Source organism: Pseudomonas sp. C32 (genome assembly GCF_030417915.1).
Lineage (GTDB): Bacteria > Pseudomonadota > Gammaproteobacteria > Pseudomonadales > Pseudomonadaceae > Aquipseudomonas.
In genome coordinates this window covers 91,299-116,827 of record NZ_JAUHUK010000017.1, presented here as the reverse complement: position 1 = coordinate 116,827, position 25,529 = coordinate 91,299, and the positions used below count along the sequence as shown (strand labels likewise).

Here is a 25,529-nt window from a genome sequence, read left to right as displayed (position 1 = left end):
ATCACAGTGAGCTCCAGGCCGCCATCGCCGGCAAGCCAGCTCCTACAGTTGGTGTAAGGGACTATCTACGGAGTAAACCCATGATTGATCGCTTGGTGGCTCATGTTCTGGGCCTGGAGATTCGTCTGCTGGCCTGCCAGGCACGTTTGAATGCGTGTACTGACCCTGAGGCGTTGCACGATCTGCGCACGACGATACGTCGATTGCGCAGCCTGTTGCGGCCGTTGCGCGGCTTGCCGGGCGTCGAGCAACTGGAAGAGGCGGCATCGCGGGTCGGTGAGCTGACCACGCCGTTACGGGATCGCGAGGTCATGGCGGCGTACCTGCTTGAGCACGGTCAAACTGAAGCTGGACGCAGGCGCATGGCCCAGATGGCCGAGGCGTATCCGGCCGTTGCGAGCAGCACCGAACTGTCACAGTTGCTGATCGTCCTCGATGCTTTTCCGCGTTTTTTGCGTGCGTCCCAGCGCCAGGGTTTGCTCAAGGGCGTGCGCCAGCACATCGAAAAACGCTTGGCCAAACAATGGAAAAAACTCGACAAGGCACTGCACGATCCCGCCCACGACCGGCATCGACTAAGGTTGCTGATCAAGCGCGTGCGCTATGGCATTGATGCCTATCCGGAGCTGGATCGCTTACCGAAAAAAGCCATGCCTCGATTGAAAGCGGCGCAAGGCGCGTTAGGTGACTGGCACGACTGCGTACAGTGGCTGGCCCTGGCCGAGCATGAAGCGGATCTGCAACCTTGTGTGGCGATCTGGAAAGCCAATATGGCCAAAGCGGAAACCCGCTCTGATCGCGTGCTGGACAAGCTCAGCGCGGATTGCTTCAAATCCTGAACCTAATGCATCCCCTGTAGGCGCGAGCTTGCTCGCGATTGCGGTGGCACATCCAACATTGATGTGACTGAAACGCCGCTATCGCGAGCAAGCTCGCTTCTACAGGGGGGGAGTTGAGCACGGCCCATCTGTCAGTCAATTTGGCCGGAATGAGTGCTGTATAGCCTCCGCCTGATCGTTAATATTCCTTCATCTTTTTCCGATCCTTGAGGTTTTCATGCGCTTTTCCGAACTGCTCGATGCCGTCCGCCGCCAGCCACTGGAGCTGTCTATTCCGGCTTCCTGGGCACAGGGGCGAGCCAGTTTCGGCGGCCTGGTGGCCGCTCTGCAATTCGAAGCCATGCGCGCAAAGGTTCCGTCGGATCGTTCGGTTCGCTCATTGGCGATCACCTTCGTTGGCCCGGTCGAGCCTGATGTTCCCGTCAGCTTTGAGGTCGACGTACTGCGTGAAGGAAAGGCTGTCAGTCAGGTACTCGGCAGAGTGGTGCAGAAGGGCCAGGTGGTGACACTGATCCAGGGCAGCTTCGGCGCCTCGCGTCCATCGGAAGTGGCGGTGAGCGCGGAGCCAGCGCCGGAAATGAAGCATTGGGAGGCGTGCCAGGAGTTGCCGTTCGTCGAAGGTCTCCTCCCTGAGTTTATGCGGCATCTGGCGATGCGCTGGAGCGTCGGTGGTATGCCGTTCAGCGGCAGTACGTCGCGTCAGATGGGCGGCTGGGTGCGGTTGCGTGATGATGCAAAAGCAGAGGCGCTGAGCGAAGCGCACATTCTGGCGCTGGTGGATGCGTGGCCACCGTCTGTGCTGCCGTTTTTGAAGAAACCGGCGATGGGCAGCACGCTGACCTGGACCATAGAATTCGTTCAGCCGTTGCTGGATCTGAGCACGCTGGACTGGTGCAAATATCAGGTCGAAACCGAGTATGCCGTCGACGGGTATGGCCATGCCGCCGCGAGGTTGTGGAGCGCGGACGGTCGATTGATTGCGATGAGTCGGCAGACCGTGACGGTGTTCGCCTGATCAATGCCGACGGTGACGCTCCCGCCAGGCGCGCCACCAGCCACCGCTCAGAAAAAACCGTGGGAAGGTCAGGAACTGCTCGACCATCAGGCGCGACACGGCGTCTTTGCGATCGGTGAACGGCTCGGAGGCTTGCGCTTCCAGGCTGTGACCGTGGCGTTGCAAACCCAGCGCGGCGATCACACCGATCACACCGATTGCGACATTTGCCAGGTTCAGGCCGAACACCCCGGACACAATCAACAGAAATGCCACGATGAACAGCGGCACCGCGATCAGGTGCAGCACCAGATTGGTCGGGTGCTGATGATTGTTCGGGTACGCGCGCCATTGCCAGGCGGGAAGGTTGGGGTGACGTTTGCCCATGATGCTGATCCTCGATCCATGTTGAACACATGGTTGAAGAATAGGCCCGGTCTTTGTTGGCGGCGAATCAAGGCTGGCTATCGATGTGATAGGGGTCATGGTCAACATTGATCTGACCCGGTTGACGCCATCGCGAGCAAGCCTGCTCGCGAAGAGGCCGTCAAAGCTTGAGCTGACCGATCGCCTTGCTCAGTTCCCCGGCCAGCGCCGCCAACTCATTGCTGGTAGTCGCCGAGCTCACCGTCTGCTGGACCGTGTTCTCGGTCACGTCACGAATGCTCACCACCGACCGGTTCATCTCTTCGGCGACCTGGCTCTGCTGCTCGGCCGCTACCGCAATTTGCGTATTGCTTTCACGCATTTGCGCCACGGCGCCGGTGATTTCTGCCAGCGCGACACCCGCCTCCTGCGCCTGTTGCACGCAGTCGTCCGCCTTGAACGAACTCTCCTGCATAAAGTCCACCGCGTCACGGGTTCCGACCTGTAAAGCCGACACCATGAGCGTGATTTCGTCGGTGGAGGCCTGAACCCGCTTGGCGAGGTTGCGAACTTCATCGGCGACCACCGCAAACCCGCGCCCCATCTCACCGGCCCGGGCCGCTTCGATGGCTGCGTTCAGGGCCAGCAGATTGGTTTGCTCGGCGATGCTATGGATCACGTTCACCACGCCGTTGATTTTCTGGCTGTCCTCGGCCAGGCGCTGGATCATCTCGGCCGTTTGTTGCACCCCGGTGGACAACCCGGCAATCGACTTCTGAACCCGAAGCACCACCTCCTGCCCGCTGCCAGCCAGGGTGTCGGCCGATTGCGACAGGTCGCGGGTGGCTCCGGCGTGTTGGGCGATGTGATAGACCGTGGCCGTCATTTCGTTGATCGCCGTGGCGGCCTGATCGGTTTCGCTTTGCTGACCGAGCATGCCTTGGCGCACGTCGTTCATGCTCGACGCCAGCCGGGCGGCCCCCTCATCCAGTTGCCGGGCGGTGCTGGCGACGGTGTTGACCACTCGCTGATAACCGGCCTGCATGGCGTTGAAGGCATTGGCCATTTGCCCGACTTCATCGCGACAGGCCAGTGGAACGCGGGCTGACAGATCACCGGTTTTCTCCACATGCAGCATCACGTCTTTCAACGTGTTCAGCTGGCTGAGCAGGAAACGGATCAACAACTGCGACGCACCCAGCATCGCCAGCATCAGGATCATTACCGCCACCGCGTATTGGCTAAAGCGTTCAGCGAAGACTTGTTCCAGGCTCGGTGCATAGGCGATCACTGCAATTTGCTGGTCACCCGCGCCGGTGAACACTTCGGCCCCCATCAGCGGGTTGTCACCGAGCAGCGGCATGGCATTGATCTCGACCCAACCTTTCGCATTGCTCAGTTCCGGTACCGGTTGTTTGTTCAACATCGGCACCTGTGCGCGACTGAAGATCAGCAGGTTATCGTGCCGGGGCAGCGGCTGCCCGGCAGGCCAGGCGCTGAGCAATCGCGCCTGCGCCTGAGCCGAGGCCTTGGCGGCCTGACTGCGGGCCTGTTGTTCAAGATGCACGGCAAACAGCACCAGCAGCAAGGTGGTGATAAAAGCGACGGCATTGACTGCCCAGAATTTGTATTTCAGCGAGATATTGCTAAGCCAGGCACCCATGGAGGTTTTCTCTGATAGCGGAAACAGTATTGGCAAGGTGCCAGCATTGTGCCGCCATGCAGAAATCGGCTTTTGATGCAGGTCAAGGTGGGAGCGAGCCAGCCCACTCCCCCAGGGGGCAGGTGATTACTGGGGGATTGGCGGCAAGCCGAAGAATGCTCTCGCAGTTGCTGTGCTGTGCGCCGCCAGATCTTCAAGGGTCTCTGCGCGATGCAGTGCGACCTCTCGCAACACTTCGGTCAGGTACGCCGGCTCATTGCGCCCGTTCTTCGGCTTGGGGCGCAGGCTGCGCGGTAGCAGATACGGCGCATCGCTCTCCAGCATCAGGCGTCCGCGCTTGATCTCTTTAACCAACGGATGTAAATGCGTGCCCCGGCGCTCATCGCAGATCCAGCCGGTAATGCCGATGTGCAGGTCCAGATCGAGGTAGCTGAACAGCGCTTTCTGTTCGCCGGTGAAACAGTGCACGACAGCGGCGGGCAATTGATCTCGGTAGTCGCGCAGGATTTCCAGCAGGCGCTGACTGGCATCACGTTCGTGCAGAAACACGGGCAACTGCAATTCGACCGCCATCGCCAGATGTTCTTCGAGGACTTTCTCCTGCTGCGGGCGCGGTGAGAAATCTCGATTGAAATCCAGCCCGCATTCACCCACGGCCACCACGTTCGGCTCTTTGAGCAAACCGCGCAGGCGTCGGGCGCTGTCGGCATTCCAGTCGCTGGCCGAATGGGGGTGAATGCCCGCCGTGGCGAACAGCCGTTGCGCGCTTTCGTCCAGTTGCTGGCACAGCTCCAGGGCCTGTTCGCTACCCTCGACGCTGGTGCCGGTGAGCACCAATTGGCACACCCCGGCCGCGTAGGCGCGGTCGAGTACCGCCTGGTGTTTGTCGGCAAAACTGGGGTTGGTCAGGTTGACGCCGATATCGATGAGTTGCATGGTGCTACCTCGGACCAAAGGCCGGAAAGCATATCAGAGCTGTTGATTGATAAGAAAAGCCAAGAACTACAAGGAGTTAACGCTGTCTCTTGAGCCGCGAACGAAACTGGACTGGTAGCTTTACCATCAATGTGCCGGTTTCTCGCACCTTGCCAGCGCTTCAGGCGCTCTGTTTTTGTCGATTGATCGCATGACTTATTCATGTGATCAGCCCGAATTCTTTCCGGAGAGTGGATGATTCGTCCCTCGGTTTTGCTACTGCTGTGTTGTTCGTTGCTACTGCCGCTGTCGGCGGTTGCGCGGCTGCCCGGACCACAGCAAGCCGTGCCGGCCGCAAAAGTTCGTGACCTCCCGGACATTCGTAGCAGCCGCGTGCTGCGGGTGCTGGTCAACCAGAGCCGCAACAGTTCCGGCGAAGTCCAGGGCCAGGCCATTGGCGTCGAGTACCACCGCTTGCGAGCGTTCGAGCAATACCTCAACGGCCATGCCCGCGACGGTCAGGAAATCACCCTCAAGATTATCCCCAAGGGCAAGGACCAACTGCTCGGCGCTTTGCAGCGCGGGGAGGGTGATCTGGTAGCCCCAGGCGAATTGCTCGACCTGCAACCGGGCTACGCCGTCAGCACCAGCGAACCGCTTGCCAGCAACATTCCATTGGTGCTGGTGGGGATCAAGGGCGAACGTCGCTATACCCGTCTCGAACAGCTATCGGGCAAGACCGTGGCATTGCCCACCGGCAGTGCTGCCGGTGACGCCGTCAGCCAGATCAATCAGAAACTTGCCTTGCACAAGCTGCCTCCGATAACGATCGAGTGGGTCGATCCGAGTCTGGCGGTCGAGGATGTGCTGGAAATGGTCCAGGGCGGCATCTTTCATCTGACCATCGTCGAGCAACCGATTGCCGAGCGCTGGGGCAAGATCCTGCCGAAACTTAGATTCGACAAACAAGTGCTCATCAGTGATCCGGGCGAAGAGTTCTGGTTCGTGCGCCGCGATGCGTCAATGCTGCGTGCGAGCATTGATCGCTTCCTGACCGGTTACAAAAAACCATCGGACCAGGACGTTGCGTTCCTGCGGATCTATCGGCGCCTGTACCAGGTTCACTACCCCTTGGCCAAGGCGGACCGGCAGCGACTGGAAAAACTGCGTCCGGTGCTGCAAAAGCACGCTGACGCCCAAGGCATGGACTGGCTGAATCTCGCGGCGCTGGCGTTCAAGGAGTCCGGCCTGCAACCCGCGGCGCGCAGTGGTGGTGCGCCGACTGGCCTGATGCAGATCACGCCGTCTGCAGCCCAGCGGGTAGGGGTCAACAACATCCAAGACCTCGACGGCAATGTGCAGGCCGGCGCCAAGTACCTCGCCCTGATCCGGCGCAAGTTTTTTGCCAGCACCAAGCTCAACGAACGCGAACGCATGGCCTTCGTGCTGGCGGCCTACAACATTGGGCCAGAGCGAGTGCAAGGCATGCGTGCCGAGGCGCGGCGGCGCGGCTTGAATCCGAATCAATGGTTCTTCCAGGTCGAGCGGATTGCCATGGAGCAAGTCGGAATGGGACCTGTCAGCTATGTTAATAGCGTGAACAAGTACTACTTGGCATTCGATCGAGAGCGGGAATCGCTGGAGCCTCAGGGGCCAAACGTCACTTCGCGAAAGTGATCGAATAAACTGATTGGATTGGTGGGTTTTTTGCGCTTTTAACATGATATTTACTGATTAATATAGCGACCAACCCACACACACCTCACGATGGAAGACACAGCATGAGCACTCTGATCAACAAGGTTCTGTTCACCCGCGCTGGCTACGGCCTGACTGTTCTGCGAATTGTCGTCGGCATCATCTTCGCTGCTCACGGCTCGCAGAAACTCTTCGGGGCATTCGGTGGTTATGGTCTGGCCGGGACTGCGCAATACATGGAAAGCATCGGCCTGGCACCGGGCTACTTGATGGCGACGCTCGCGGGCGGCACCGAGTTCTTTGCCGGTCTGGCCTTGATCATCGGCCTGCTGGCGCGGCCGGCAGCGTTGGGCCTGACCTTCCTTTCGCTGGTCGCTATTTTTTCGGTGCACATCAGTAACGGTCTGTTCATGGCCAACAACGGTTATGAATTCGCCCTGGCCCTGCTCGGTGGCAGTATTGCGGTACTGATCGAAGGGGCCGGCAAGCTCTCGGCCGATCGCGTCATCGCGGGCTGACGGCTCTGGCTCAATGAAAAGGCCCGCATTGCGGGCCTTTTTTGTTGTTCGTCATTCTTGACACTGTCCAGTCAGCTTCTCTAGGATGCTGCTCATGCGCCGATTTAAACAGCTACTTGCGGGGCGCCAGGTAACTCGATCAGTTACCGACAGAAGCTTGAAACAGGCTTCGAAATACCGCTAAAGCGCTGGTTCGGTGTTGCCTCTCACCTGCCATGCAGACTTTTGAGGCAGAGACACGACCCAATGAATGCATTAAGCCCCGTTATACGTCCCGCGCCGATCACGGCACATCTCACCCAGCGCAATCCAAAAATCCTGCTTGGCGGCAAACATCAGCCGACGCTCCTGCGTTATCTCGACGGCTGGCCACGTCGTACCGGCGGCCCTGCTGCGTTCCTGATCCAGTTTGTCGAAGACGGCGAGTCCCTGGCGCGATTTGCCAACGACAGTTTCGATCTGGCAGTGATTCAGTCCCCCAGCCTCGAGGACGCACCTGAAGTGATCAGGCAACTGACTCGCGTTGCCCGGCAAGGGTTGATTACCCGTCGCTGAGGCTACGGATACTCAATAGCCACGATGTACACGCATTGCTCGCCGGTTGGCGTCTGGACCCGTACTTCGGCGTCCAGGGCCTTGCCAATCAGGGCGCGGGCCAGCGGTGAGTCGATGCTGATCAAACCCAGTTTGAGGTCCAGTTCATCCGGCCCGACAATGCGGTAGCGCGACTCTTTGCCGTCCTCGTCCTCGATCGTGACCCAGGCGCCGAAATAGACCTTGTTCGGATCACTGGGTTTTTCGCTGACGACCTTGAGCGCCTCCAGGCGTTTAGTGAGAAAGCGCACGCGGCTGTCGATCTCGCGCAGCATCTTTTTGCCGTAAGTGTATTCGGCGTTCTCCGAGCGATCGCCCTGTGCCGCTGCTTCGCTGACAGACTGCGTCACTTGCGGTCGTCGAACGTGCCAGAGCTCATGAAATTCGGCGCGCATCCGCGCTTCACCCTCAGGGGTGATCAGCGCGGTACCGGCGGTGCGGGGAGGGCGATAACGGCTCATGGCGACTTCTTGTGATTAAGTGCGCTTGAGTTTATCAACCCTCGCGCAGCACTGTCAGGGGACTTGCGTTCAACGCCCGGCGGGTACCGAACACACCGGCGCCACCGATCAGCAGCGCACCCATCAATGGGAGTATCAATAGCCACGGATGTGGATGCCAGGGCAGGTCGAACGCATACCGGTAAAGCACCAGGCTCACGACTTCCGAGCCCAGCGCTGCCAGCAAGCCGCTGACCGCACCCAGCAAGCCAAATTCGATCCGCCGCGCCTTGACCAGCAATTGCCGTTCCGCGCCCAACGCCCTCAGTAATGCGCCTTGGCGAATGCGTTCATCCAGCGTTGCTTGCAGACCGGAGAACAACACTGCCATCCCCGCCGCCAGCACGAACAACAGCACGTACTCTACCGCCAGGGTGACTTGGGCGAGGATGCTGCGAAGCTGCGCCAGCAGCGCCTCGACTTGCAGAATGGTCACCGCCGGGAAAGACCGGGACAGGTCGACGATCTGCTGGTCATGGCCCGCCGCCAGATAAAAACTCGTCAGGTACGTCGCCGGCAGATCCTTCAGGGTGCCGGGCTGGAAGATCATGAAAAAGTTCGGCTGGAAGTTGTCCCAGTTGATGTCCCGCAGGCTGGTGACTTTCGCCTCGCGATTGACCCCGCCGACCGTAAAGACCAAATGATCACCCAGTTTCAGCTTCAGGCTTTCGGCAACTTTGCCTTCTACCGAGACGCCGGGGATTTCATCGGGCGGTTGCTCGGGCCACCAGTTGCCGGCGGTGAGTTTGTTGCCGGCGGGCAGGTCCGCCGCCCAGGTCAGGCTCAGATCACGCTGGATGGCCCGGTCACCGGCCGATTCTTTGGTGACGACTTGTTGCACGGGCTCGCCATTGATGCTGATCAGGCGCCCCGGCACCACCGGATACAGCGGCGCCGATTGTGCCGACACGGCGATCAGGCGATCGGTAAAGGCCTGTTTGTCCGCGGGCAGGATGTTCAGCGCAAAGTAGTTCGGTGCGTTTTTCGGCAGCTGGTTCTGCCAGGTATCGAGCAGCTCGCCACGCAGCAGGGCGATCAGCGCCATCGACAGCAGGATCAGGCCGAACGCCAGGGCCTGGCCTGCGGCGGCCAGTGGGTGACGCAGCAGTTGGCCCAGGCCGAGGCGCCACGGCAGGGAGGCGCGGGCGAGCATCCGTCGCAGGCTTTTGAGCAGCAGCAATAACAGACCACCCAGCACCAGCGCGGCAACCACGCCACCGCCGAGCAGGGCAAAGGTCAGCAGCAGATCCAGGCTCAGGCGCCACATGATCAGGCCAAGAGCACCCAGCGCCGCGCCGTAGACCATCCACGTACTGGAGGGAATCGGCAGCATGTCCCGACGCAACACCCGCAATGGCGGCACCCGACCCAAGGCAGCCAGCGGCGGCAAGGCGAAACCGGCCAGTGCCACGAGTCCGGTGCCGATCCCGGCGATGGCCGGAAACAGACCGCCCGGTGGCACGTCGGTCGGTAGCAAATCATGCAACAAGGCAAACAGCCCCAGCTGTGCCAGCCAACCAATTGCGGCGCCGGTGAGGCTGGCGAGTAGTCCGAGCACGGTCAGTTGAAGGCTGAACAACACCAGGGTTTCCCGGCGTGACAGACCCAGGCAACGCAGCAGTGCGCTGGCATCGAAACGGCGGGTCGCGAAACGCGTCGCCGACAGCGCCACCGCCACACCGGCCAGCAACACCGCCACCAGACTGGCCATGTTCAGGTAACGCTCTGCTTTGCCCAAGGCGCCGCCGATCTGCCGGTTGCCATCGCGGGCATCCTGGATGCGCTGATTGGCCGCCAGTCCGGGTTTGATCAATTGCCGATAGGTTTCCAGCGCTTCGGCATTGCCGCGCCAGAGTTCGCGGTAACTGACTCGGCTGCCGGGCTGCACCACGCCGGTTGCGGCAAGGTCGTCGAGGTTGATCAGCACCCGTGGCGTCAGGCTGTAGAAGTTGCCGGCGCGGTCGGGTTCGTAAGTCAGCACGCGCGCCAGCTTCAGGGTTTTCATGCCGACATCGACGCTGTCGCCGATCTTCAAGTCGAGCGCGGTCAGCAGCCGCGCTTCGACCCAGGCTTCACCGGGCTTCGGTCCGCCACCGGGTACTTCCTGAGCGAACGGGGCGGGCGCGCTCTTCAGTTCACCACGTAGCGGATAGATGCTGTCCGCCGCTTTGATACTGGACAGCTGAATGCCGTTGTCGGTGGCGATAACGCTGGAGAACTCCACCACTTGCGCGTGTACCAGGCCCAGTTCGGTGCCGCTTTTGATCTGTTCGGGCCGCGCCGGTGAACTGCCTTCTAGCAGCAGGTCGGCGCCGAGGAACTCCGTAGCACGCAACATCATCGCGCCGTTCAGGCGGGCACCGAAGTAACCGATGGCGGTACTCGCGGCCACGGCCACCAGCAACGCGAAGAACAACACGCGCAACTCACCGGCGCGGGCGTCGCGCAGCAGTTGGCGGATGGCGAGACTGAACAGGCGCAACAGCGGCAGACGTGCCATCAAGGCTCCAGAGGGGCGACCAGCAGGCCCGCTTCAAGTCGGATCAGGCGCCGGCAGCGATGGGCCAGGCGTTCGTCGTGAGTCACCAGCACCAGGGTCGTGCCGCGTTCCTGGTTGAGTTCGAACAGCAGGTCGCTGATGCGCTCACCCGTGTGGCTATCGAGGTTGCCGGTGGGTTCATCGGCGAACAGCACATCGGGTTCGGCGGCAAACGCCCGGGCAATCGCTACGCGTTGTTGCTCACCCCCGGATAGCTGGCGTGGCGAGTGGGTCAGGCGTTGGCCGAGTCCAACCCGTTGCAGCAACTCCGTGGCCCGGCTGCGGGCGTCTTTGCGGCCATCGAGCTCCAGCGGCAGCATGACGTTTTCCAGGGCGTTGAGGCTGTCGAGCAGTTGGAAAGACTGGAAGACAAAACCCACATGCTCGGCGCGGATGCGTGCGCGCTGGTCTTCGTCGAGGTTGCTCAGGGCTTGGCCGGCGAGGGTGACTTCGCCGCTGCTCGGCAGGTCGAGGCCGGCGAGCAGGCCCAGGAGCGTGGATTTGCCGGAACCGGACGCGCCAACGATGGCCAGGCTGTCGCCCTTGTTCAGTTCCAGGCTGAGTTCGTGCAGGATGGTCAGTTCACCTTCCGCGCTGGGAACCACTTTGCTAAGGTCCTTCGCGATGAGAATGCTTGCGCCCATGGAGAATCCGATGCGTGTGTGGTTTTTGAGTGCCGGTCTGGCCCTGATGTGCATGGCCCAGAACGCAGCGGCGGGTACTGTCCTGATCGTTGGCGATAGTATCAGCGCCGGTTTCGGCCTGGATACCCGGTTGGGGTGGGTGTCGTTGCTCGAACAGCGGCTCAAGCGCGAAGGTTTCGACGATAAAGTCGTCAACGCGTCCATCAGTGGTGACACCAGTGCCGGAGGTCAGGCGCGCCTGCCGGCGCTGCTTGCAGAGCATAAGCCGGAGCTGGTTGTGCTGGAGTTGGGCGGCAATGATGGCCTGCGTGGATTGCTGCCAACACAATTGCAACAAAATCTTGCGTCGATGATCGACAGCTCCCGGGCCAGCGGTGCCAAGGTGTTGCTGCTGGGCATGCAATTGCCACCCAATTATGGGGTGCGCTACACCAAGGCGTTTGCGGAGGTTTACAGCAACCTGGCCGATGAGAAGAAAATTCCGTTGGTGCCGTTTTTTCTCGAGGGCGTGGGCGGTCACCCGGAGCTGATGCAGGCCGACGGCATCCACCCGGCAGCCGGGGCTCAGGACAAGTTGCTGGAAAATGTCTGGCCTACTCTAAAACCGCTGTTATGACGCTTTTCTAGTCGCAGGCTTTCGGCTAAGGTGGCGCCCCCGATTTGGAGCCCCCGATGCCGCGTCCCGCCTGGTCACTTTTTGCCTATCAACTGATCGAGCCTGACGAACAGCTGGATCTGTTCGCCTGCCAGGAAGTGCGGGTGCATCTGGTGACCCGTCAACTGGAGTTGGGCGGCTCGGCGGACCGTACGCTGTGTGGCAGCCTGTTGCCTGCGCAACCGCGTTGGTCGAGTGTTGATCGGCGGGTGTTTCAGGATCAGCGGTTGTGTTCGTTGTGTCGGGCGATTCTTGAGTCGCAGAAGCGGGGTACGTCGCCGATCTGGCCTGAGTTGCGGTTTGAGCTGTGAGCTTTGATCCCGTCTTGGCGGCCTGACTTTGGTTGACCGAGTACATATCCGTTTCTGCGGTAACGGCTGCTTATGGTTTCGCCCTTACGGCGAGTCCCTTTTGTCAAACGACACAAAAGGAACCAAAAGGTCTCGCCCCTTACGTACGGCCCCTCGCTGAGGCTCGGCGTTCCTTCGCTCCGGCATTCATCCGGGGGCATTGCCCTCCGGTCTGCTTCGCTACGACCTACATGCAATGAGTTCGACTGCGTCGAACGGCGCTGCGCGCCAATCCCCGGATAAACACCTCCACTCAGCCTCCCGAGGGGGCGGGTGGATCAAAAGCGGAAGGCGAGCTAACGCTCGGCCTGGTGAGTGGTGAGAAGCGTGGAGGTACGCCGATCAACTGTAGGAGCTGGCTTGCCAGCGATGGCGGCCTGACAGCCGACCTGAATTCGCGGATGTATCACTCTCCCGAGTTGGCGGGTGGATCAAAAGCGAAAGGCGAGCTAACGCTCGGCCTGGTGAGTGGTGAAGAGCGTGGGTGTACGCTGATCCATTGTAGGAGCTGGCTTGCCAGCGGTGGCGGCCTGACAGCCGGCCTGATTTCGCGGATGTATCACTCTCCCGAGGGGGCGGGTGGATCAAAAGCGGTAGGCGAGCTAACGCTCGGCCTGGTGAGTGGTGAAAAGCGTGGGTGTACGCTGATCCATTGTAGGAGCTGGCTTGCCAGCGATGGCGGCCTGACAGCCGACCTGAATTCGCGGATGTATCACTCTCCCGAGGGGGCGGGTGGATCAAAAGCGAAAGGCGAGCTAACGCTCGGCCTGGTGAGTGGTGAAGAGCATGGGTGTGCGCTGATCCATTGTAGGAGCTGGCTTGCCAGCGATGGCGGCCTGAATTCGCGGATGTATCACTCCGTAGGAGCTGCCGAAGGCTGCGATCTTTTGATCTTGCCTGTAAAAAGCAGGGTCAAAAGATCGCAGCCTCGTTGCACTCGACAGCTCCTACAGGGAAATACGCACGCATCGGAACCTGGCCGGTCGGTAGGCTCGGACGCACTCGCCCCCTCGTAAGGGCGGAACCATCACCTGAAGTCGGGCGATCTCCCCGAAAAACAGACAGCGGTGTACAATCGCGCACTTATACCCTCTGTTGATCAATGCGAAGGATTTTCCGGATGTTGCCGCGCTTTCCTGCCGTCACCCGCTGCCTGACCCTTGCCGCCCTGTTTGTGGCCGGTCCTGTCGCAGCCTTGGAGCTGCCTCTACCACCGCCTGGTGAAGACATCGTCGGCCAGGTGCAAGTGGTCAAGGCCAAATACGAAGATACCTTCGCTGACCTTGGTACCACCTACGACCTGGGCTACACGGAAATGGTCGCGGCCAACCCGGGTGTCGACCCATGGCTGCCCGGTGCTGGCACCGAAATCATTCTGCCGACGCGTTTCATCCTGCCGCCGGGCCCCCGTGAAGGCATCGTGATCAACCTCGCCGAATACCGCCTCTACTACTTCCCGAAAGGCAAGAACGTGGTGTACACGTTCCCGCTGGGTATCGGTCGTGAAGGCTGGGGGTCGCCGATTGCTCACACCAGCATCACCGCCAAGACGCCGAACCCGACCTGGACGCCTCCGGCGTCAATCAAGGCCGAGCACGCTGCCGACGGTGACCCGCTGCCGAACGTAGTGCCGGCAGGTCCAGACAACCCGCTGGGACCGTTCAAGTTCACTCTGGGGACCCCGGGCTACCTGATTCACGGTTCGAACAAGAAGTTCGGCATCGGCATGCGTACCAGCCACGGCTGCTTCCGCATGTTCAACAACAATGTGCTGCAAATGGCGGGCATGGTGCCGGTCGGTACGTCGGTGCGGATCATCAACGACTCGTACAAGTTCGGCGTGAGCGGTGGCAAGGTTTATCTGGAAGCGCACACACCGCTGGACGACAAGGGCAACCCGTCGGTGGTCGACAAGCACACCGCAGTCATCAATGCGATGCTCAAGCGTGAAGACATCACCAACAACCTGCGCATGAACTGGGATGTGGTGCGTGATGTTGTGGCTGCCGAAGACGGCCTGCCGGTGGAAATCGGTGTGCCGAACAACACGGCTGCTCCGATGATGTCGAGTGCACCCCTCGATCCGCTGCAGTAAGGCTTGAAAGAAACCCGCCGACGCAGCCGCGTCGGCGGGTTTTTTATTGCCTGCGGTAAACGGCGGGCAATAAAAAAGCCGACCCAAAAAATGGGTCGGCTTGATAACAATCCCGAGGGATTATTACTTACGGCTAGCTTTTTCCAGCATGCGCAGAGCACGCTCGTTAGCTTCGTCAGCAGTCTGTTGTGCTTTTTGAGCAGCAGCCAGAGCTTCATCAGCTTTACGGTAAGCTTCGTCTGCACGAGCCTGGGAGCGAGCAGCTGCGTCTTCAGTAGCGGTCAGACGTGCTTCGGTTTCTTTCGATGTGCTGCTGCAACCGGTAGCCAGAACTGCGGCCAGAGCCAGAGCAGAGAATTTCAGAACGTTGTTCATCGTGTTCCCCTTCAAGGACTTTCTATTAAGTAGCTGTCTCCTCAGAGTGAGGAAAGAGCCGGCGTACATACTACCCATTACTTGTAGTAAGTAAAACTGACGTGAAGCAAGAAGCCTAAAAAATTGTAGGCGTTGATTCTTTTTCGAGCAACTTTTAACTGCGTTGTTTAAAAAACACTCAGCTACAAGCCCCGACCCTGAGCGAGCTGCCTGGTAAAAGTTCCTCATTCCCAACGCTCTTTTTTTCAGTCTTGGCTAAAGTCTGCCTATATGGATTCGTCTACACTTTCCCGCGGGATCTGTGCGGCGCTTCTCATATCTTTCTCCATGTTCAGGTGACTTTAACAACGGGCGTTCGTCTTAAGTCTCAACATCCGGCAATGTTCAGGCCTTTGACCTTGGAAATCCTGGGGCGGGCCTTTCCTGCGTGACCCGGAGCCGCACCCCGGCAACCCGCGTAATGACGAGCGCACCTTGAGCATTTCGGGCAATGGTGCCTACTATTTGTACGTGCTCGGTAGCGCGAGATCGGTGCAGTTCTTCTCGGTGTCCATTCAGGCACGGGGTGGCGTAGATGTTCCTTCGCCGGAAAAACATCGGTAAGGTAGGGGTCGGAATTCCCGACCCGCGAGGAGTAGTGATGAGCGAGGCGTTGTCCATCCACCATGACCAGGCTGGTCATCAGTTCGAGACCAATGTGGACGGTCATCGTGCGTATCTGACCTATATGGATCTGGGGAAACAGACCCTGGACATCTATCGCACCTTCGTGCCCAACGCATTGCGCGGTCGCGGTATTGCAGCAGCGTTGACCGAGAAGGCGCTGGAGTACGCCGAGGAGATGGGCTACACCGTCATCCCTTCGTGCTCCTATGTCGAGCGCTACATGGAGCGTCACCAGCGCCACGCGGCCAAACTGAGTCAGTGACCGTCTACAAAACGAACGCATAAAAAAACGCCGGGTTCAGCCCGGCGTTTTTTTGTCTGCTGTAAACGGCGATCAGCTGCGATCGCGTTTCGGCAACACATCCTTGAGCTTGGCGTGCATGCTGCGCAAGGTGTTTTCAGTCGCGGTCCAGTCAATGCAGGCGTCGGTGATCGACACGCCGTATTGCAGGTCGGCGAGGTCTTTCGGGATCGCCTGGCAGCCCCAGTTCAGGTGGCTCTCGACCATCAGTCCGATGATCGACTGGTTGCCTTCGAGAATCTGGTTGGCGACGTTCTCCATCACCAGCGGTTGCAGGGCCGGGTCCTTGTTGGAGTTGGCGTGGCTGCAGTCGACCATGATGTTCGGCTTGATCTTCGCTTTGTTCAGCGCTTGTTCGCAGAGTGCGACGCTGACCGAGTCGTAGTTCGGCTTGCCGTTGCCACCGCGCAGTACCACGTGGCCGTAGGCATTGCCCTTGGTGGTCACGATGGACACGCCACCTTCCTGGTTGATGCCCAGGAAACGGTGCGGGCTGGAAACCGATTGCAGGGCGTTGATCGCCACTGTCAGGCCGCCGTCGGTGCCGTTCTTGAAGCCGACTGCCGAGGACAGGCCGGAAGCCATTTCACGGTGGGTCTGGGATTCGGTGGTGCGCGCGCCGATGGCCGACCAGCTGATCAGGTCCTGCAAGTATTGCGGGGAGATCGGGTCGAGGGCTTCGGTGGCGGTCGGCAGGCCTTTTTCAGCCAGGTCCAGCAGCAACTGGCGACCGATGTGCAGACCGTCCTGAATCTTGAACGAGTCGTCCAGGTACGGGTCGTTGATCAAGCCTTTCCAGCCGACGGTGGTACGCGGCTTCTCGAAATACACGCGCATGACCAGATACAGGGTATCGGACACTTCGGCCGCGAGGGCTTTCAAGCGGTCGGCGTATTCGTGGGCAGCCTTGATGTCGTGGATCGAGCAAGGCCCGATGACGACGAACAGGCGATGGTCGGTGCCATCCAGAATGTTGCGAATGACTTCGCGGCCCTTGGTGACGGTGCGCAGGGCAGCATCGCTCAGGGGAATATCGCGCTTGAGCTGATCGGGAGTGATCAGCGTCTCGTTGGAGGCGACGTTAAGGTCGTTGATCGGTAAATCAGCCATCGTTTACTCGTCAGGTCACGGGTGCCGGCCGCCAGCGAACCCGCGCGGCGGAGCACAGCAAATTAAGCGCGTCGGGGACCCGAACCTTAGCGCGTTACACCGTGCCTCGACAATGGGCAGACACCGCTTTAATCCAGCACAGGCTGCGCAAACGCCTTGCGCACCGACTCATGAGAGAACTCGTTGGCATGCTCCTGGACCCATTCCAGGGCCAGGGCCTGAATATCCTGCAAATCGTCGTGGGCGTCATGCAGGCGGCAGTAGCGATCGATCTGGCAGACCTGCTCGCCCATCCGGGCGCTGAACAGTGTCTGCTCGTCGACGAAGGCAATGCCCACCAGATACCCGCGTTTGCGCCGCAGGCACCAGGCGACGTAGCCCAGAAAACGCATGTCGGGGTTCAGGGTCGGCATGCGCACTTCAACCGCCGTACCATAGCGCCAGGCCCGATGGTAATTGCAAGCCATGCCCCCCAGACTGGTAGTGTGCAGTTGTTGCCGCGAAATACACTCGGGTTTGAGCAACGTTAATTCGACGGGCACATCGTCAGGGTGAGGAATAAAACGTCCCATGAACACAGACTCCATGTGTCGGCCATCTGACATTGTTCCACCCAGTATAGTGGTCGAATTGGACCTCACCGATTTCGACGCCGACCAACGGCTGCTGGCGATGAGTGGTGTGTCGCTGGTTATTTTCACCAGCGTTGGCTGTGCCAGTTGCCGGTTTGCCCGTGAGCAGTTGCCTGGACTTGATCTGGCCGTCGATCGACTGTGCTGGATCGATGCCGGGACCAACGGCGGGGTGGTCGAGCGATATTCGGTTTTTCATTTGCCGGCGCTGTTTGTCGTGCGCGACGGTGAATTCCATGGACCATTGACATCGCGTCTGACCCGCTCGGAGCTTAATGCTGCCGTGGCGCAGGCGCTGAGTCGTACAGCAGAGGAGTTGCCATGAGCGGGGCAGTGGCCAAGCCGAGAATCGGCATTATCGGGACCGGCGCAATCGGCGGTTTCTATGGAGTGATGCTGGCGCGTGCCGGCTTCGATGTACATTTCTTGCTGCGAAGCGAATTTTCCGCAGTGACCGAGCGCGGTCTGCGAGTCGATAGCGCGCCCTATGGCGCGCTGACGTTGAACCCGGTGCAAGCGTATTCGTGCGCCGAAGACATGCCGCCCTGCGACTGGTTGCTGGTCGGCGCGAAAACCACCAGCAATGCCGATCTGGCACCGGCCATCCTCCAGGCCGCCGCACCGGGTGCCAAGGTGCTGCTGCTGCAAAATGGCCTGGATGTTGAAGACAGCCTGCGCGAGTTGCTCCCTGATTCCCTGCATGTGCTCGGCGGGCTTTGCTATATCTGCGTCCATCGCGAGGGGCCGGGTGTGATCATCCATCAGGCGCTCGGCGCGGTGCATGTTGGCTACCATAGCGGTCCCGCTGATGAATCGGCGCGCAGGGTCATTGTCGAGGAAGGTGTCGGGCTGTTCCTCGCCGCCGGCATCGATTCCCAGGCCATGGCGAACCTGCATCAGGCGCGCTGGCAAAAACTGGTCTGGAATATTCCGTACAACGGGCTCTCGGTGTTGCTCGGGGCCAGCACCACGCCGCTGATGGCCGACAGCGACAGTCGCGAACTGATCAAGGCGCTGATGGCCGAAGTGGTTCGGGGCGCAACCGCTTGTGGTCACGACGTGCCGGCGGGTTATGCCGAACATCTGTTCATGGTGACCGAAAAAATGCCCGACTACTGGCCGAGCATGTACCACGATTTCCTGCACAAGCGACCGCTTGAGCTGGAGGCGATTTATGCCCGGCCACTGGCGGCAGCCAAGGCGGCCGGATGTGAGATGCCTCGTATCGAAGCCTTGTATCGCAGCTTGAGTTTTATTGATCGACGAAATACTTGAGTCGATCGACCTGAGGGGGAAGGGCATGGCAAAGACTATCGACGACAAGCTGGTGCTGGCGATTTCTTCGCGGGCGCTGTTCGACCTGAGCGAAAGCCACAAGGTTTACCTGTCGAGTGGTGTTGAAGCCTACCGGCAGTATCAGATCGAGCACGAGGACGAAATCCTCGAACCCGGCGATGCCTTCCCGTTGGTGCAAAAACTTCTGAACCTCAACACTCACCTGGGCCGCGCCCGGGTCGAAGTGATCCTGGTGTCGCGCAACAGCGCCGACACCGGATTGCGGGTGTTCAACTCGATCGATCACTACGGGCTGGCGATTTCCCGCGCGGCATTTGTCGGTGGTCGCAGTCCGTATCCGTATCTCAAGGCCTTTGGCTGCGATCTGTTTCTCTCGACCCATGCCGAAGACGTGCGCAGTGCGCTGGACGAAGGTTTCGCGGCGGCGACCATTTTGTCGGGCGGTGCCAGTCGTGCGGCCAGTGACGAATTGCGCATCGCTTTCGACGGTGACGCGGTGCTGTTTTCCGATGAGTCGGAGCGTATCTACCAGTCTGGAGGTCTGGAGGCGTTCCAGGCCAGTGAGCGTGAATCCGCCCGCGAACCGTTGCGCGGCGGACCGTTCAAAGGCTTCCTCGCCGCCCTCAATCTGTTGCAGCGCGAGTTCCCGGATGACGCCTGCCCGATCCGCACTGCGCTGGTGACGGCGCGCTCGGCTCCGGCCCATGAGCGGGTGATTCGCACCTTGCGCGAATGGGACATCCGCCTGGACGAGTCGCTGTTCCTCGGTGGCCTGACCAAATCGGCGTTTCTCGAAGCCTTCGCCGCCGACGTATTTTTCGACGATCAGGCCGGGCATTGCGAGTTGGCCCGTGAAGTCGTCGCCACCGGCCACGTGCCCCACGGTATAAGCAACGAGCAAAAGGTTTAAGCCTGCCGTTCAACGCGTTACGCCGGGCGCCGCGGTCGGCAAGGCACTGCTAAGCTGAATCAAATCTCCGCCATGTTGGCATTCGAGGAGGTCATATGATTCGTTCGATGCTGTATGCCACTGACCTCGGTCTGTACGCCCCCGTGGTGATGCAGCATGCCCTGGAGTTGGCCCGAACCTTCAATGCCGACTTGTACGTGGTGCACGCCGTTGAACCCATGGGGCTGTTTGCCGAATCGGTGCTGCAAAGTTACCTCGACGAGCAAGCGCTGAACGAGTTTCACAGCCAGGGGCTGAACACGGTGATTGCCAATATTGAACAGCGGGTGCTGGACAGTTTTCGCGAAGAATTGGGCGAGGAGAACGAACATGACCTGGAGCGGATCCAGGCAGTGCGGGTGCTGCAGGGCGATCCGTCGCAGGTGATTCTGGACCAGGCGCAGAAACTCTCTGTGGATTTGTTGATCTTAGGCAGTCACAGCCATGGTGCGGGAGCGGAAACACCCTTGGGGCGGACCGCTGCGCGCGTGCTGCAACTGGCCAAAGTGCCCGTTTATCTGGTGCCACTGGTGCAACGTCGTCGCCAGGAGGATCGCTAGAACACGAATAATGGCAATTTGATAAAAAAGTTCTAGATTTATTCTTCGAGCCATTAATATAGTTATATATCGTCGCTGATGCCCGTGGCGTCTACCTGCTTTGAGGGATTCATATGAAGCTCCAACAATTGCGCTACATCTGGGAAGTGGCGCACCACGACCTCAACGTTTCCGCTACGGCCCAAAGCCTGTACACCTCTCAACCCGGCATCAGTAAACAGATCCGCCTGTTGGAAGACGAGCTGGGCGTTGAGGTCTTCGCCCGCAGCGGCAAACACCTGACCCGCGTCACCCCTGCCGGCGAGCGCATCATCACCACCGCTGGCGAGATTCTGCGCAAGGTTGAAAGCATCAAGCAGATCGCCCAGGAATTCTCCAACGAGAAGAAAGGCACCCTGTCGATCGCCACCACCCACACCCAGGCGCGTTATGCATTGCCGCCGGTGATCAGCAATTTCATCAAGCAATACCCGGATGTGGCTTTGCACATGCACCAGGGTTCGCCGATGCAGATCGCCGAAATGGCTGCTGACGGCACCGTGGATTTCGCCATCGCCACCGAAGCGCTTGAGCTGTTCGGTGATCTGGTGATGATGCCGTGCTATCGCTGGAACCGTTGCGTGGTCGTGCCACAAGGGCATCCGCTGACCAAACTGTCGAAGTTGACCCTCGAAGCGCTGGCTGAATACCCGATCGTGACCTACGTGTTCGGTTTTACCGGTCGTTCAAAACTCGACGAAGCCTTCAGTCACCGTGGCCTGACGCCGAAAGTGGTGTTCACCGCCGCCGACGCTGACGTCATCAAAACTTATGTTCGCCTCGGTCTGGGCGTAGGCATCGTGGCGAAAATGGCCGTCGATACCAAACTCGACAGCGACCTGGTGGTGCTCGATGCCAGCGAACTGTTCGAATCCAGCGTGACCAAGATCGGTTTCCGTCGCGGCACTTTCCTGCGTGGGTTCATGTGCGACTTCATCGAGAAGTTCGCCCCACACCTGACGCGCGAAGTCATGGCCAAAGCCATTGCTTGCCACAACAAGCAGGAACTCGAAGAACTGTTCGACGGTGTTGAACTGCCCGTTCACTAATGCCGGTCAGACGACCTCGGTGACAGCAAACTGTTGCCGAGCGCCCGCCACCAGAATCTCCACCTCATCGCCCTCGAATTTGCCCAACAGGCTTTTGCCCAACGGCGAGCGCGGGGTGATGACGGTAATCAACTGTCCCACCAGATCAACTTTCAGGCCCGCCGCATCCGGCGCCAGAAACAGCCATTGCTCGCGACCTTTTTCGTCTTCCAGACCGAGCAGGGCGCCGACCTCGATACCGCGCTGCTCGTCATACGCACGCAAGTTCAGGTTCTGGCAAAGCGTCAGCGAGTGGCGAATTTCCTCCACACGCTTGGCCTGTCCGGCAGCCAGATAGGACGCCTCCAGCCCCAGTGTGTCGTACTTGTTCTCGGCGATGTTTTCTTCGTGGGTCGCGGTTTCGTAAGCGGTTTGCGCGGCACGTTCGGCGATGTCGAGATCGATGCGCAGCTTGTCGAGAATCAGTTGGTGAACCGTGTGTTTATTCATGATCAATCGCAGAATCGCAGAATTGCAGGACGTTGGCGCGGCTTTTTTCGCTGGGGATGGTTCGATCCTGTTGCAGCCAGAACTGACAGGTCGGGTTGGCCAGGTTGCGACTGCTGCTGCGTGCCTGATCGAGCCGTTGCGCCTGTTCGTTCTTGCGCAGGTTCTCTTCGTATTGCTCGAACAGAGGGCTCTGGGGCGCGATGTCCGGGCCCGGTTGCGTGGCTGCCGGTGGGTTGGCCAAATGCTCCACTGCGGCCGCGACCGGTGCCAATTGCTCGCTGAACAGACGCGAAGCGAGCCAACAGGTCAGCGCAATGGCAATGAACCCCAGCCACATGCCGAGCGCGATACTGCCGGTCAGGTACAAGGCACTGAGTCGAATCGGGAAGGATCGGCGCGGAGTGGGACGATAGGGCATGGCGGCCTCCTGGCGAATAGTCGCGGGCGAATGGCGATTGTCGCATGAAGATTAATCGCCGTCGGCTCTTCTGCGCGGGGTAATTTATGCGGACAATCGGCACCTTTGCCAACGGGAGCCTGGAATGCCTGAAATGAAAACCCGCTGGGATGTTTTTTGTACCGTGGTCGATAACTTTGGCGACATCGGCGTGACCTGGCGGCTGGCCCGTCAACTGGTGGCCGAACACGGTTTGGCGGTGCGTTTATGGGTCGATGATCTGCGTGCGTTCGAGCGTCTGTGCCCGGCGATCGACATCCACGCCGCGCAACAGTGGCAGGAACATGTCGAGGTCCGCCAGTGGCCGGCCCAGTGGCAGCCGACCGAAGCCGCAGACGTGGTGATCGCCGCCTTCGCTTGTCAGTTGCCCAGTGCTTACATGGAAGCCATGGCCGAGCGGGAAAAACCGCCGTTGTGGATGAACCTCGATTACCTGAGCGCCGAGGATTGGGTGATTGGCTGCCATGGTTTGCCATCGGTGAAGTTCAGGCACGTGCAGAAATTCTTTTTCTTCCCGGGCTTCCAGAAGGGGACGGGTGGGTTGTTGCGTGAGCGCGATTTGCTTGAGCAACGTCGGCAGTTTCAGCAAAGCCCCGAAGCCCAGCGAGAATTCCTGCAGGGATTGGGGATCGATCGCGCACCTGGCGCGCAGTTGATCTCATTGTTTGCTTACGAAAATACCGGGCTGGCCAGTTGGCTCGATTCAATGGCCGCCGATTCGACGCACACACATCTGTTGGTGCCCGAGGGACGAATACTCGGCGACGTCGCGCGCTGGCTCGGAGTCGATGAGCTGGTGGCGGGTGACCTGCATGTGCGTGACGCCCTGACCGTGCAGGTGCTGCCCTTCGTCCGGCAGGACCAATATGACCGGTTGCTCTGGAGTTGCGATTTCAATGCCGTGCGCGGCGAAGATTCCTTTGTCCGCGCCCAATGGGCAGGGCGCCCGCTGCTGTGGCATATCTATCAGCAGGAGGAAGACATTCACCTGGATAAGCTCGAAGCCTTTCTTGAGCTGTACACGAAGGGCTTGTCGGCGCCGGCACGGGAGGCGATCAGCGGTCTCTGGCGGGCGTGGAACGCCGGTGAGAAAATGACCGACCACTGGCAATCCACACGTAAACACTGGCCAGAGCTGGAAAAACACGCCGAGACGTGGTGTCTGGAACAGGCCTTGCAGGACGATCTTGCCACGGCGCTGGTACAGTTTTATGGAAATTGGATATGATATGCGGCCTAGATTTTTGTAAATCCCATCCAAATTCGGATATTCGCAATGAAAACTGGTAAAGAACTGAAACCCGGTACCGTGATCCGTCTCGAAAACGATCCTTGGCTGGTTCAGAAAGCTGAATTCACCAAGTCGGGTCGTAACAGCGCGATCATGAAGACCAAGCTGAAAAACCTGCTGACCGGTTACAAGACCGAGATCGTTTACAGCGCCGACGACAAACTGGACGACGTGATCCTCGACCGCAAAGAAGCGACCCTGTCCTTCATCAGCGGCGACACCTACACGTTCATGGACACCTCCGACTACACCATGTATGAGCTGAACGCCGAAGACATCGAAAGCGTTCTGCCATTCGTTGAAGAAGGCATGACCGACGTTTGCGAAGCCGTCTTCTTCGAAGACCGTCTGGTTTCCGTAGAACTGCCGACCACCATCGTGCGTCAGGTTGACTACACCGAAGGTTCCGCTCGCGGCGACACTTCCGGCAAGGTAATGAAGCCTGCCAAACTGAAGAACGGTACCGAGCTGTCGGTTGCTGACTTCATCGAAATCGGCGACATGATCGAGATCGATACCCGCGAAGGCGGTTCCTACAAAGGCCGTGCTAAATAAGCACCGCTTCAGGAATGAAAAAGCCCGACCTTTGAGTCGGGCTTTTTTGTGCCTGAATTTCAGCACCAGCGATAAAACCTGCGGGATCAGACGGTGACGTGCAGGCGCACATCGACGTTGCCCCGGGTGGCGTTGGAGTACGGGCAAACCTGATGAGCCGCATCGACCAGTGCTTGTGCATCGGCTTGTTCAAGGCCCGGCAGGCTGATGTGCAGGTCAATGTCCAGGCCGAAACCGCCAGGGATCTGACCGATGCCGACATGGGCGGTAATCGAAGCGTCGTTGGGGATAGTGCGTTTGGTCTGGCTGGCGACAAACTTCAACGCGCCGATGAAGCAGGCGGAGTAACCGGCAGCGAACAGTTGCTCAGGGTTGGTGGCAGCGCCACCGGCACCACCGAGCTCTTTCGGCGTGGCGAGTTTGACGTCGAGGATGTTGTCGCTGGAAACCGCACGACCGTCGCGGCCACCGGTGGAAGTTGCGATGGCGGTGTAGAGAGTTTGCATGGTGGAAGCCTCGTTTTGGTTTGGGTTGTTTGCGCTAAATGTTTGCGCGCTAAGTAAGTGCGAAATAAATGTATCTCGCTAATGTTTTGTGCGCAAGATAAATATTCAAAGATTTAGAGAGAGACGGACGAACGGCTGGGGGAGTAGATGAGATTGTTCGGGGGAGACGTGACTCTACAAATGTAGGAGTGAGCTTGCTCGCGATAGCGTCCGCTCATTCAGCAATGATATTGACTGAAATACCGCTATCGCGAGCAAGCTCGCTCCTACAGGGGATTTTTGTTGGCTGGAAGATTACAGGCTGTCTTGCAGGTGGCTGCGCAGCTCTTGCAGCTCGGCTTGCAGCTGCTGCAATCGCTCCAGGGTCAGGCCACTGGCGCCGAGGATGCATTGGGGAATATCACGAGCCTTGTCCCGCAACGCACGACCTTTTTCCGTGAGTTCAACAATCACCACCCGTTCATCTTCCCGGCTGCGTGTGCGGCTGAGCAAGCCTTCAGCTTCCAGGCGTTTGAGCAGTGGCGTGAGTGAGCCTGGATCGGTCAGCAGGCGCGAGCTGATTTCGCTCACGGTCAAACCGTCCCGTTCCCACAGCACCATCATTGCCAAGTACTGCGGATAGGTCAGGCCCAGTGCTTGCAGCAGCGGTTTATAGACCTTGGTCATCATCAGCGACGTGGAATGCAGGGCGAAGCAGACCTGGTTGTCCAGCAACAGGTGGTCGCAGTTATCCGGTGTGATGCGCTCGGTGGTCATGTCAAAGCCTTGTTCAGTGATCCTTGGAATCTAGCGGCCAAATCTTTAATGCGCCAGATAATTCTGGCCCAGCGTTGATGCGAGTCCCGCAAAGCCGAGGTGTTACTTGATGTTTGCGCAGCAGAATC

The 25,529-nt window shown here is 59.5% G+C and carries 29 protein-coding genes; 16 read left to right on the top strand and 13 right to left on the bottom strand.

Annotation, left to right across the window (positions count from 1 at the left end; genetic code table 11):
* Positions 1–80 precede the first annotated feature (80 nt).
* Positions 81–839 carry a CHAD domain-containing protein gene (locus QYH43_RS19745; protein WP_301157869.1) on the top strand — a complete coding sequence of 253 codons (759 nt, stop codon included), beginning with the start codon at positions 81–83 and terminating at the stop codon, positions 837–839.
* A gap of 217 nt (positions 840–1,056) precedes the next feature.
* Positions 1,057–1,854, top strand: coding sequence for an acyl-CoA thioesterase II (locus tag QYH43_RS19740; RefSeq protein ID WP_301157868.1), 798 nt, complete (start codon positions 1,057–1,059; stop codon positions 1,852–1,854).
* Here the strand turns inward: QYH43_RS19740 and QYH43_RS19735 are convergent, their stop codons facing one another.
* From QYH43_RS19735 to QYH43_RS19725, 3 genes are all read right to left on the bottom strand, one after another.
* Positions 1,855–2,220 carry an Mpo1-like protein gene (locus QYH43_RS19735; protein ID WP_095056714.1) on the bottom strand — a complete coding sequence of 122 codons (366 nt, stop codon included), beginning with the start codon at positions 2,218–2,220 and terminating at the stop codon, positions 1,855–1,857.
* 160 nt (positions 2,221–2,380) lie between these two features.
* Entirely contained in the window at positions 2,381–3,862 is a 1,482-nt protein-coding gene (locus QYH43_RS19730) for a methyl-accepting chemotaxis protein (RefSeq protein ID WP_301157867.1), read from the bottom strand.
* A gap of 126 nt (positions 3,863–3,988) precedes the next feature.
* Positions 3,989–4,798, bottom strand: a complete 810-nt coding sequence (locus QYH43_RS19725) for a TatD family hydrolase (protein ID WP_301157866.1) — start codon at positions 4,796–4,798, stop codon at positions 3,989–3,991.
* Between the two features lie 234 nt (positions 4,799–5,032).
* Between QYH43_RS19725 and QYH43_RS19720 the strand changes: the two genes are divergently transcribed.
* The 3 genes from QYH43_RS19720 (at position 5,033) to QYH43_RS19710 (ending at position 7,548) form a co-directional block, all read left to right on the top strand.
* Positions 5,033–6,454: a transglycosylase SLT domain-containing protein gene (locus QYH43_RS19720; RefSeq protein WP_095152915.1), complete on the top strand. Its 1,422-nt coding sequence runs from the start codon at positions 5,033–5,035 to the stop codon at positions 6,452–6,454.
* A gap of 104 nt (positions 6,455–6,558) precedes the next feature.
* Complete coding sequence (locus QYH43_RS19715) at positions 6,559–6,993, top strand: DoxX family protein (RefSeq protein WP_095056718.1); 435 nt, start codon at positions 6,559–6,561, stop codon at positions 6,991–6,993.
* A gap of 246 nt (positions 6,994–7,239) precedes the next feature.
* Positions 7,240–7,548 (top strand): hypothetical protein, encoded by a 309-nt coding sequence (locus tag QYH43_RS19710; protein WP_095056719.1) that lies wholly within the window; start codon positions 7,240–7,242, stop codon positions 7,546–7,548.
* 2 nt (positions 7,549–7,550) lie between these two features.
* Here the strand turns inward: QYH43_RS19710 and greB are convergent, their stop codons facing one another.
* From greB to QYH43_RS19695, 3 genes are read right to left on the bottom strand one after another with little or no spacing between them, the layout of a single operon-like run.
* Positions 7,551–8,048, bottom strand: coding sequence for a transcription elongation factor GreB (gene greB / locus QYH43_RS19705; RefSeq protein WP_017339816.1), 498 nt, complete (start codon positions 8,046–8,048; stop codon positions 7,551–7,553).
* A gap of 34 nt (positions 8,049–8,082) precedes the next feature.
* Complete coding sequence (locus QYH43_RS19700) at positions 8,083–10,587, bottom strand: ABC transporter permease (protein WP_301157865.1); 2,505 nt, start codon at positions 10,585–10,587, stop codon at positions 8,083–8,085.
* A complete protein-coding gene (locus QYH43_RS19695; protein ID WP_095056721.1) occupies positions 10,587–11,270 on the bottom strand; it encodes an ABC transporter ATP-binding protein in 684 nt (227 codons plus the stop codon). The genes QYH43_RS19700 and QYH43_RS19695 overlap by 1 nt, the downstream gene beginning before the upstream one ends.
* Positions 11,271–11,280: 10 nt before the next feature.
* Here QYH43_RS19695 and QYH43_RS19690 point away from each other — a divergent pair, with 10 nt between their 5' ends.
* The 3 genes from QYH43_RS19690 to QYH43_RS19680 all read left to right on the top strand — a co-directional run bounded on the left by QYH43_RS19690 (position 11,281) and on the right by QYH43_RS19680 (position 14,370).
* Positions 11,281–11,886 (top strand): arylesterase, encoded by a 606-nt coding sequence (locus QYH43_RS19690; RefSeq protein WP_095153071.1) that lies wholly within the window; start codon positions 11,281–11,283, stop codon positions 11,884–11,886.
* A gap of 56 nt (positions 11,887–11,942) precedes the next feature.
* Entirely contained in the window at positions 11,943–12,236 is a 294-nt protein-coding gene (locus tag QYH43_RS19685; RefSeq protein ID WP_003226812.1) for a hypothetical protein, read from the top strand.
* A gap of 1,159 nt (positions 12,237–13,395) precedes the next feature.
* Complete coding sequence (locus QYH43_RS19680) at positions 13,396–14,370, top strand: L,D-transpeptidase family protein (protein ID WP_095061152.1); 975 nt, start codon at positions 13,396–13,398, stop codon at positions 14,368–14,370.
* A 123-nt stretch (positions 14,371–14,493) separates the two neighbouring features.
* On the opposite strand, the gene oprI is transcribed toward QYH43_RS19680, so the two are convergent.
* Complete coding sequence (gene oprI, locus QYH43_RS19675) at positions 14,494–14,745, bottom strand: outer membrane lipoprotei OprI (protein ID WP_095061150.1); 252 nt, start codon at positions 14,743–14,745, stop codon at positions 14,494–14,496.
* A gap of 640 nt (positions 14,746–15,385) precedes the next feature.
* On the opposite strand from oprI, the gene QYH43_RS19670 reads away from it, so the two are divergent.
* Positions 15,386–15,673, top strand: a complete 288-nt coding sequence (locus QYH43_RS19670) for a GNAT family N-acetyltransferase (RefSeq protein ID WP_008057026.1) — start codon at positions 15,386–15,388, stop codon at positions 15,671–15,673.
* A gap of 72 nt (positions 15,674–15,745) precedes the next feature.
* On the opposite strand, the gene QYH43_RS19665 is transcribed toward QYH43_RS19670, so the two are convergent.
* Entirely contained in the window at positions 15,746–16,822 is a 1,077-nt protein-coding gene (locus QYH43_RS19665; protein ID WP_095061148.1) for a 3-deoxy-7-phosphoheptulonate synthase, read from the bottom strand.
* Between the two features lie 128 nt (positions 16,823–16,950).
* A complete protein-coding gene (locus QYH43_RS19660) occupies positions 16,951–17,394 on the bottom strand; it encodes a PilZ domain-containing protein (protein ID WP_095061146.1) in 444 nt (147 codons plus the stop codon).
* Between QYH43_RS19660 and QYH43_RS19655 the strand changes: the two genes are divergently transcribed.
* The 5 genes from QYH43_RS19655 (at position 17,393) to cysB (ending at position 21,347) form a co-directional block, all read left to right on the top strand.
* Entirely contained in the window at positions 17,393–17,779 is a 387-nt protein-coding gene (locus tag QYH43_RS19655; RefSeq protein WP_095061144.1) for a co-chaperone YbbN, read from the top strand. The genes QYH43_RS19660 and QYH43_RS19655 overlap by 2 nt on opposite strands.
* Entirely contained in the window at positions 17,776–18,729 is a 954-nt protein-coding gene (locus QYH43_RS19650; protein ID WP_095061142.1) for a putative 2-dehydropantoate 2-reductase, read from the top strand. Before QYH43_RS19655 ends, QYH43_RS19650 begins: the two co-directional genes overlap by 4 nt.
* Before the next feature lie 25 nt (positions 18,730–18,754).
* Positions 18,755–19,660: a 5'-nucleotidase gene (locus QYH43_RS19645; protein ID WP_095061140.1), complete on the top strand. Its 906-nt coding sequence runs from the start codon at positions 18,755–18,757 to the stop codon at positions 19,658–19,660.
* Positions 19,661–19,755: 95 nt separating this feature from the next.
* Complete coding sequence (locus tag QYH43_RS19640; protein ID WP_095061138.1) at positions 19,756–20,259, top strand: universal stress protein; 504 nt, start codon at positions 19,756–19,758, stop codon at positions 20,257–20,259.
* A gap of 113 nt (positions 20,260–20,372) precedes the next feature.
* Positions 20,373–21,347, top strand: a complete 975-nt coding sequence (cysB, locus tag QYH43_RS19635; protein WP_053161674.1) for an HTH-type transcriptional regulator CysB — start codon at positions 20,373–20,375, stop codon at positions 21,345–21,347.
* A 6-nt stretch (positions 21,348–21,353) separates the two neighbouring features.
* On the opposite strand, the gene QYH43_RS19630 is transcribed toward cysB, so the two are convergent.
* Together QYH43_RS19630 and QYH43_RS19625 are read right to left on the bottom strand one after the other, a co-directional pair.
* On the bottom strand, positions 21,354–21,836 hold the full coding sequence (locus QYH43_RS19630) for a GreA/GreB family elongation factor (RefSeq protein ID WP_095061136.1): 483 nt from the start codon (positions 21,834–21,836) through the stop codon (positions 21,354–21,356).
* Positions 21,829–22,254 carry a hypothetical protein gene (locus QYH43_RS19625; protein WP_301157864.1) on the bottom strand — a complete coding sequence of 142 codons (426 nt, stop codon included), beginning with the start codon at positions 22,252–22,254 and terminating at the stop codon, positions 21,829–21,831. The genes QYH43_RS19630 and QYH43_RS19625 overlap by 8 nt, the downstream gene beginning before the upstream one ends.
* Before the next feature lie 124 nt (positions 22,255–22,378).
* Between QYH43_RS19625 and earP the strand changes: the two genes are divergently transcribed.
* Both earP and QYH43_RS19615 read left to right on the top strand, forming a co-directional pair.
* Complete coding sequence (earP, locus tag QYH43_RS19620) at positions 22,379–23,521, top strand: elongation factor P maturation arginine rhamnosyltransferase EarP (RefSeq protein ID WP_301157863.1); 1,143 nt, start codon at positions 22,379–22,381, stop codon at positions 23,519–23,521.
* Between the two features lie 48 nt (positions 23,522–23,569).
* Positions 23,570–24,139: an elongation factor P gene (locus QYH43_RS19615; RefSeq protein WP_003404205.1), complete on the top strand. Its 570-nt coding sequence runs from the start codon at positions 23,570–23,572 to the stop codon at positions 24,137–24,139.
* Between the two features lie 86 nt (positions 24,140–24,225).
* Here the strand turns inward: QYH43_RS19615 and QYH43_RS19610 are convergent, their stop codons facing one another.
* Together QYH43_RS19610 and QYH43_RS19605 are read right to left on the bottom strand one after the other, a co-directional pair.
* On the bottom strand, positions 24,226–24,645 hold the full coding sequence (locus QYH43_RS19610; protein WP_095061130.1) for an organic hydroperoxide resistance protein: 420 nt from the start codon (positions 24,643–24,645) through the stop codon (positions 24,226–24,228).
* A 294-nt stretch (positions 24,646–24,939) separates the two neighbouring features.
* Complete coding sequence (locus tag QYH43_RS19605; RefSeq protein ID WP_095061128.1) at positions 24,940–25,401, bottom strand: MarR family winged helix-turn-helix transcriptional regulator; 462 nt, start codon at positions 25,399–25,401, stop codon at positions 24,940–24,942.
* Positions 25,402–25,529 lie beyond the last annotated feature (128 nt).

Excerpts from the sequence above, each read along its gene's own strand:
- cysB (WP_053161674.1), top strand. The coding sequence starts at position 20,373 with ATGAAGCTCCAACAATTGCGCTACATCTGGGAAGTGGCGCACCACGAC.
- QYH43_RS19715 (WP_095056718.1), top strand. The coding sequence starts at position 6,559 with ATGAGCACTCTGATCAACAAGGTTCTGTTCACCCGCGCTGGCTACGGC.
- QYH43_RS19640 (WP_095061138.1), top strand. The coding sequence starts at position 19,756 with ATGATTCGTTCGATGCTGTATGCCACTGACCTCGGTCTGTACGCCCCC.
- QYH43_RS19660 (WP_095061146.1), bottom strand. The coding sequence starts at position 17,394 with ATGGGACGTTTTATTCCTCACCCTGACGATGTGCCCGTCGAATTAACG.
- QYH43_RS19735 (WP_095056714.1), bottom strand. The coding sequence starts at position 2,220 with ATGGGCAAACGTCACCCCAACCTTCCCGCCTGGCAATGGCGCGCGTAC.
- QYH43_RS19610 (WP_095061130.1), bottom strand. The coding sequence starts at position 24,645 with ATGCAAACTCTCTACACCGCCATCGCAACTTCCACCGGTGGCCGCGAC.
- QYH43_RS19685 (WP_003226812.1), top strand. The coding sequence starts at position 11,943 with ATGCCGCGTCCCGCCTGGTCACTTTTTGCCTATCAACTGATCGAGCCT.
- oprI (WP_095061150.1), bottom strand. The coding sequence starts at position 14,745 with ATGAACAACGTTCTGAAATTCTCTGCTCTGGCTCTGGCCGCAGTTCTG.
- QYH43_RS19745 (WP_301157869.1), top strand. The coding sequence starts at position 81 with ATGATTGATCGCTTGGTGGCTCATGTTCTGGGCCTGGAGATTCGTCTG.
- QYH43_RS19695 (WP_095056721.1), bottom strand. The coding sequence starts at position 11,270 with ATGGGCGCAAGCATTCTCATCGCGAAGGACCTTAGCAAAGTGGTTCCC.
- QYH43_RS19700 (WP_301157865.1), bottom strand. The coding sequence starts at position 10,587 with ATGGCACGTCTGCCGCTGTTGCGCCTGTTCAGTCTCGCCATCCGCCAA.
- QYH43_RS19655 (WP_095061144.1), top strand. The coding sequence starts at position 17,393 with ATGAACACAGACTCCATGTGTCGGCCATCTGACATTGTTCCACCCAGT.
- QYH43_RS19630 (WP_095061136.1), bottom strand. The coding sequence starts at position 21,836 with ATGAATAAACACACGGTTCACCAACTGATTCTCGACAAGCTGCGCATC.
- greB (WP_017339816.1), bottom strand. The coding sequence starts at position 8,048 with ATGAGCCGTTATCGCCCTCCCCGCACCGCCGGTACCGCGCTGATCACC.
- earP (WP_301157863.1), top strand. The coding sequence starts at position 22,379 with ATGCCTGAAATGAAAACCCGCTGGGATGTTTTTTGTACCGTGGTCGAT.
- QYH43_RS19605 (WP_095061128.1), bottom strand. The coding sequence starts at position 25,401 with ATGACCACCGAGCGCATCACACCGGATAACTGCGACCACCTGTTGCTG.
- QYH43_RS19740 (WP_301157868.1), top strand. The coding sequence starts at position 1,057 with ATGCGCTTTTCCGAACTGCTCGATGCCGTCCGCCGCCAGCCACTGGAG.
- QYH43_RS19615 (WP_003404205.1), top strand. The coding sequence starts at position 23,570 with ATGAAAACTGGTAAAGAACTGAAACCCGGTACCGTGATCCGTCTCGAA.
- QYH43_RS19720 (WP_095152915.1), top strand. The coding sequence starts at position 5,033 with ATGATTCGTCCCTCGGTTTTGCTACTGCTGTGTTGTTCGTTGCTACTG.
- QYH43_RS19665 (WP_095061148.1), bottom strand. The coding sequence starts at position 16,822 with ATGGCTGATTTACCGATCAACGACCTTAACGTCGCCTCCAACGAGACG.
- QYH43_RS19625 (WP_301157864.1), bottom strand. The coding sequence starts at position 22,254 with ATGCCCTATCGTCCCACTCCGCGCCGATCCTTCCCGATTCGACTCAGT.
- QYH43_RS19710 (WP_095056719.1), top strand. The coding sequence starts at position 7,240 with ATGAATGCATTAAGCCCCGTTATACGTCCCGCGCCGATCACGGCACAT.
- QYH43_RS19670 (WP_008057026.1), top strand. The coding sequence starts at position 15,386 with ATGAGCGAGGCGTTGTCCATCCACCATGACCAGGCTGGTCATCAGTTC.
- QYH43_RS19680 (WP_095061152.1), top strand. The coding sequence starts at position 13,396 with ATGTTGCCGCGCTTTCCTGCCGTCACCCGCTGCCTGACCCTTGCCGCC.
- QYH43_RS19725 (WP_301157866.1), bottom strand. The coding sequence starts at position 4,798 with ATGCAACTCATCGATATCGGCGTCAACCTGACCAACCCCAGTTTTGCC.
- QYH43_RS19690 (WP_095153071.1), top strand. The coding sequence starts at position 11,281 with ATGCGTGTGTGGTTTTTGAGTGCCGGTCTGGCCCTGATGTGCATGGCC.
- QYH43_RS19645 (WP_095061140.1), top strand. The coding sequence starts at position 18,755 with ATGGCAAAGACTATCGACGACAAGCTGGTGCTGGCGATTTCTTCGCGG.
- QYH43_RS19650 (WP_095061142.1), top strand. The coding sequence starts at position 17,776 with ATGAGCGGGGCAGTGGCCAAGCCGAGAATCGGCATTATCGGGACCGGC.
- QYH43_RS19730 (WP_301157867.1), bottom strand. The coding sequence starts at position 3,862 with ATGGGTGCCTGGCTTAGCAATATCTCGCTGAAATACAAATTCTGGGCA.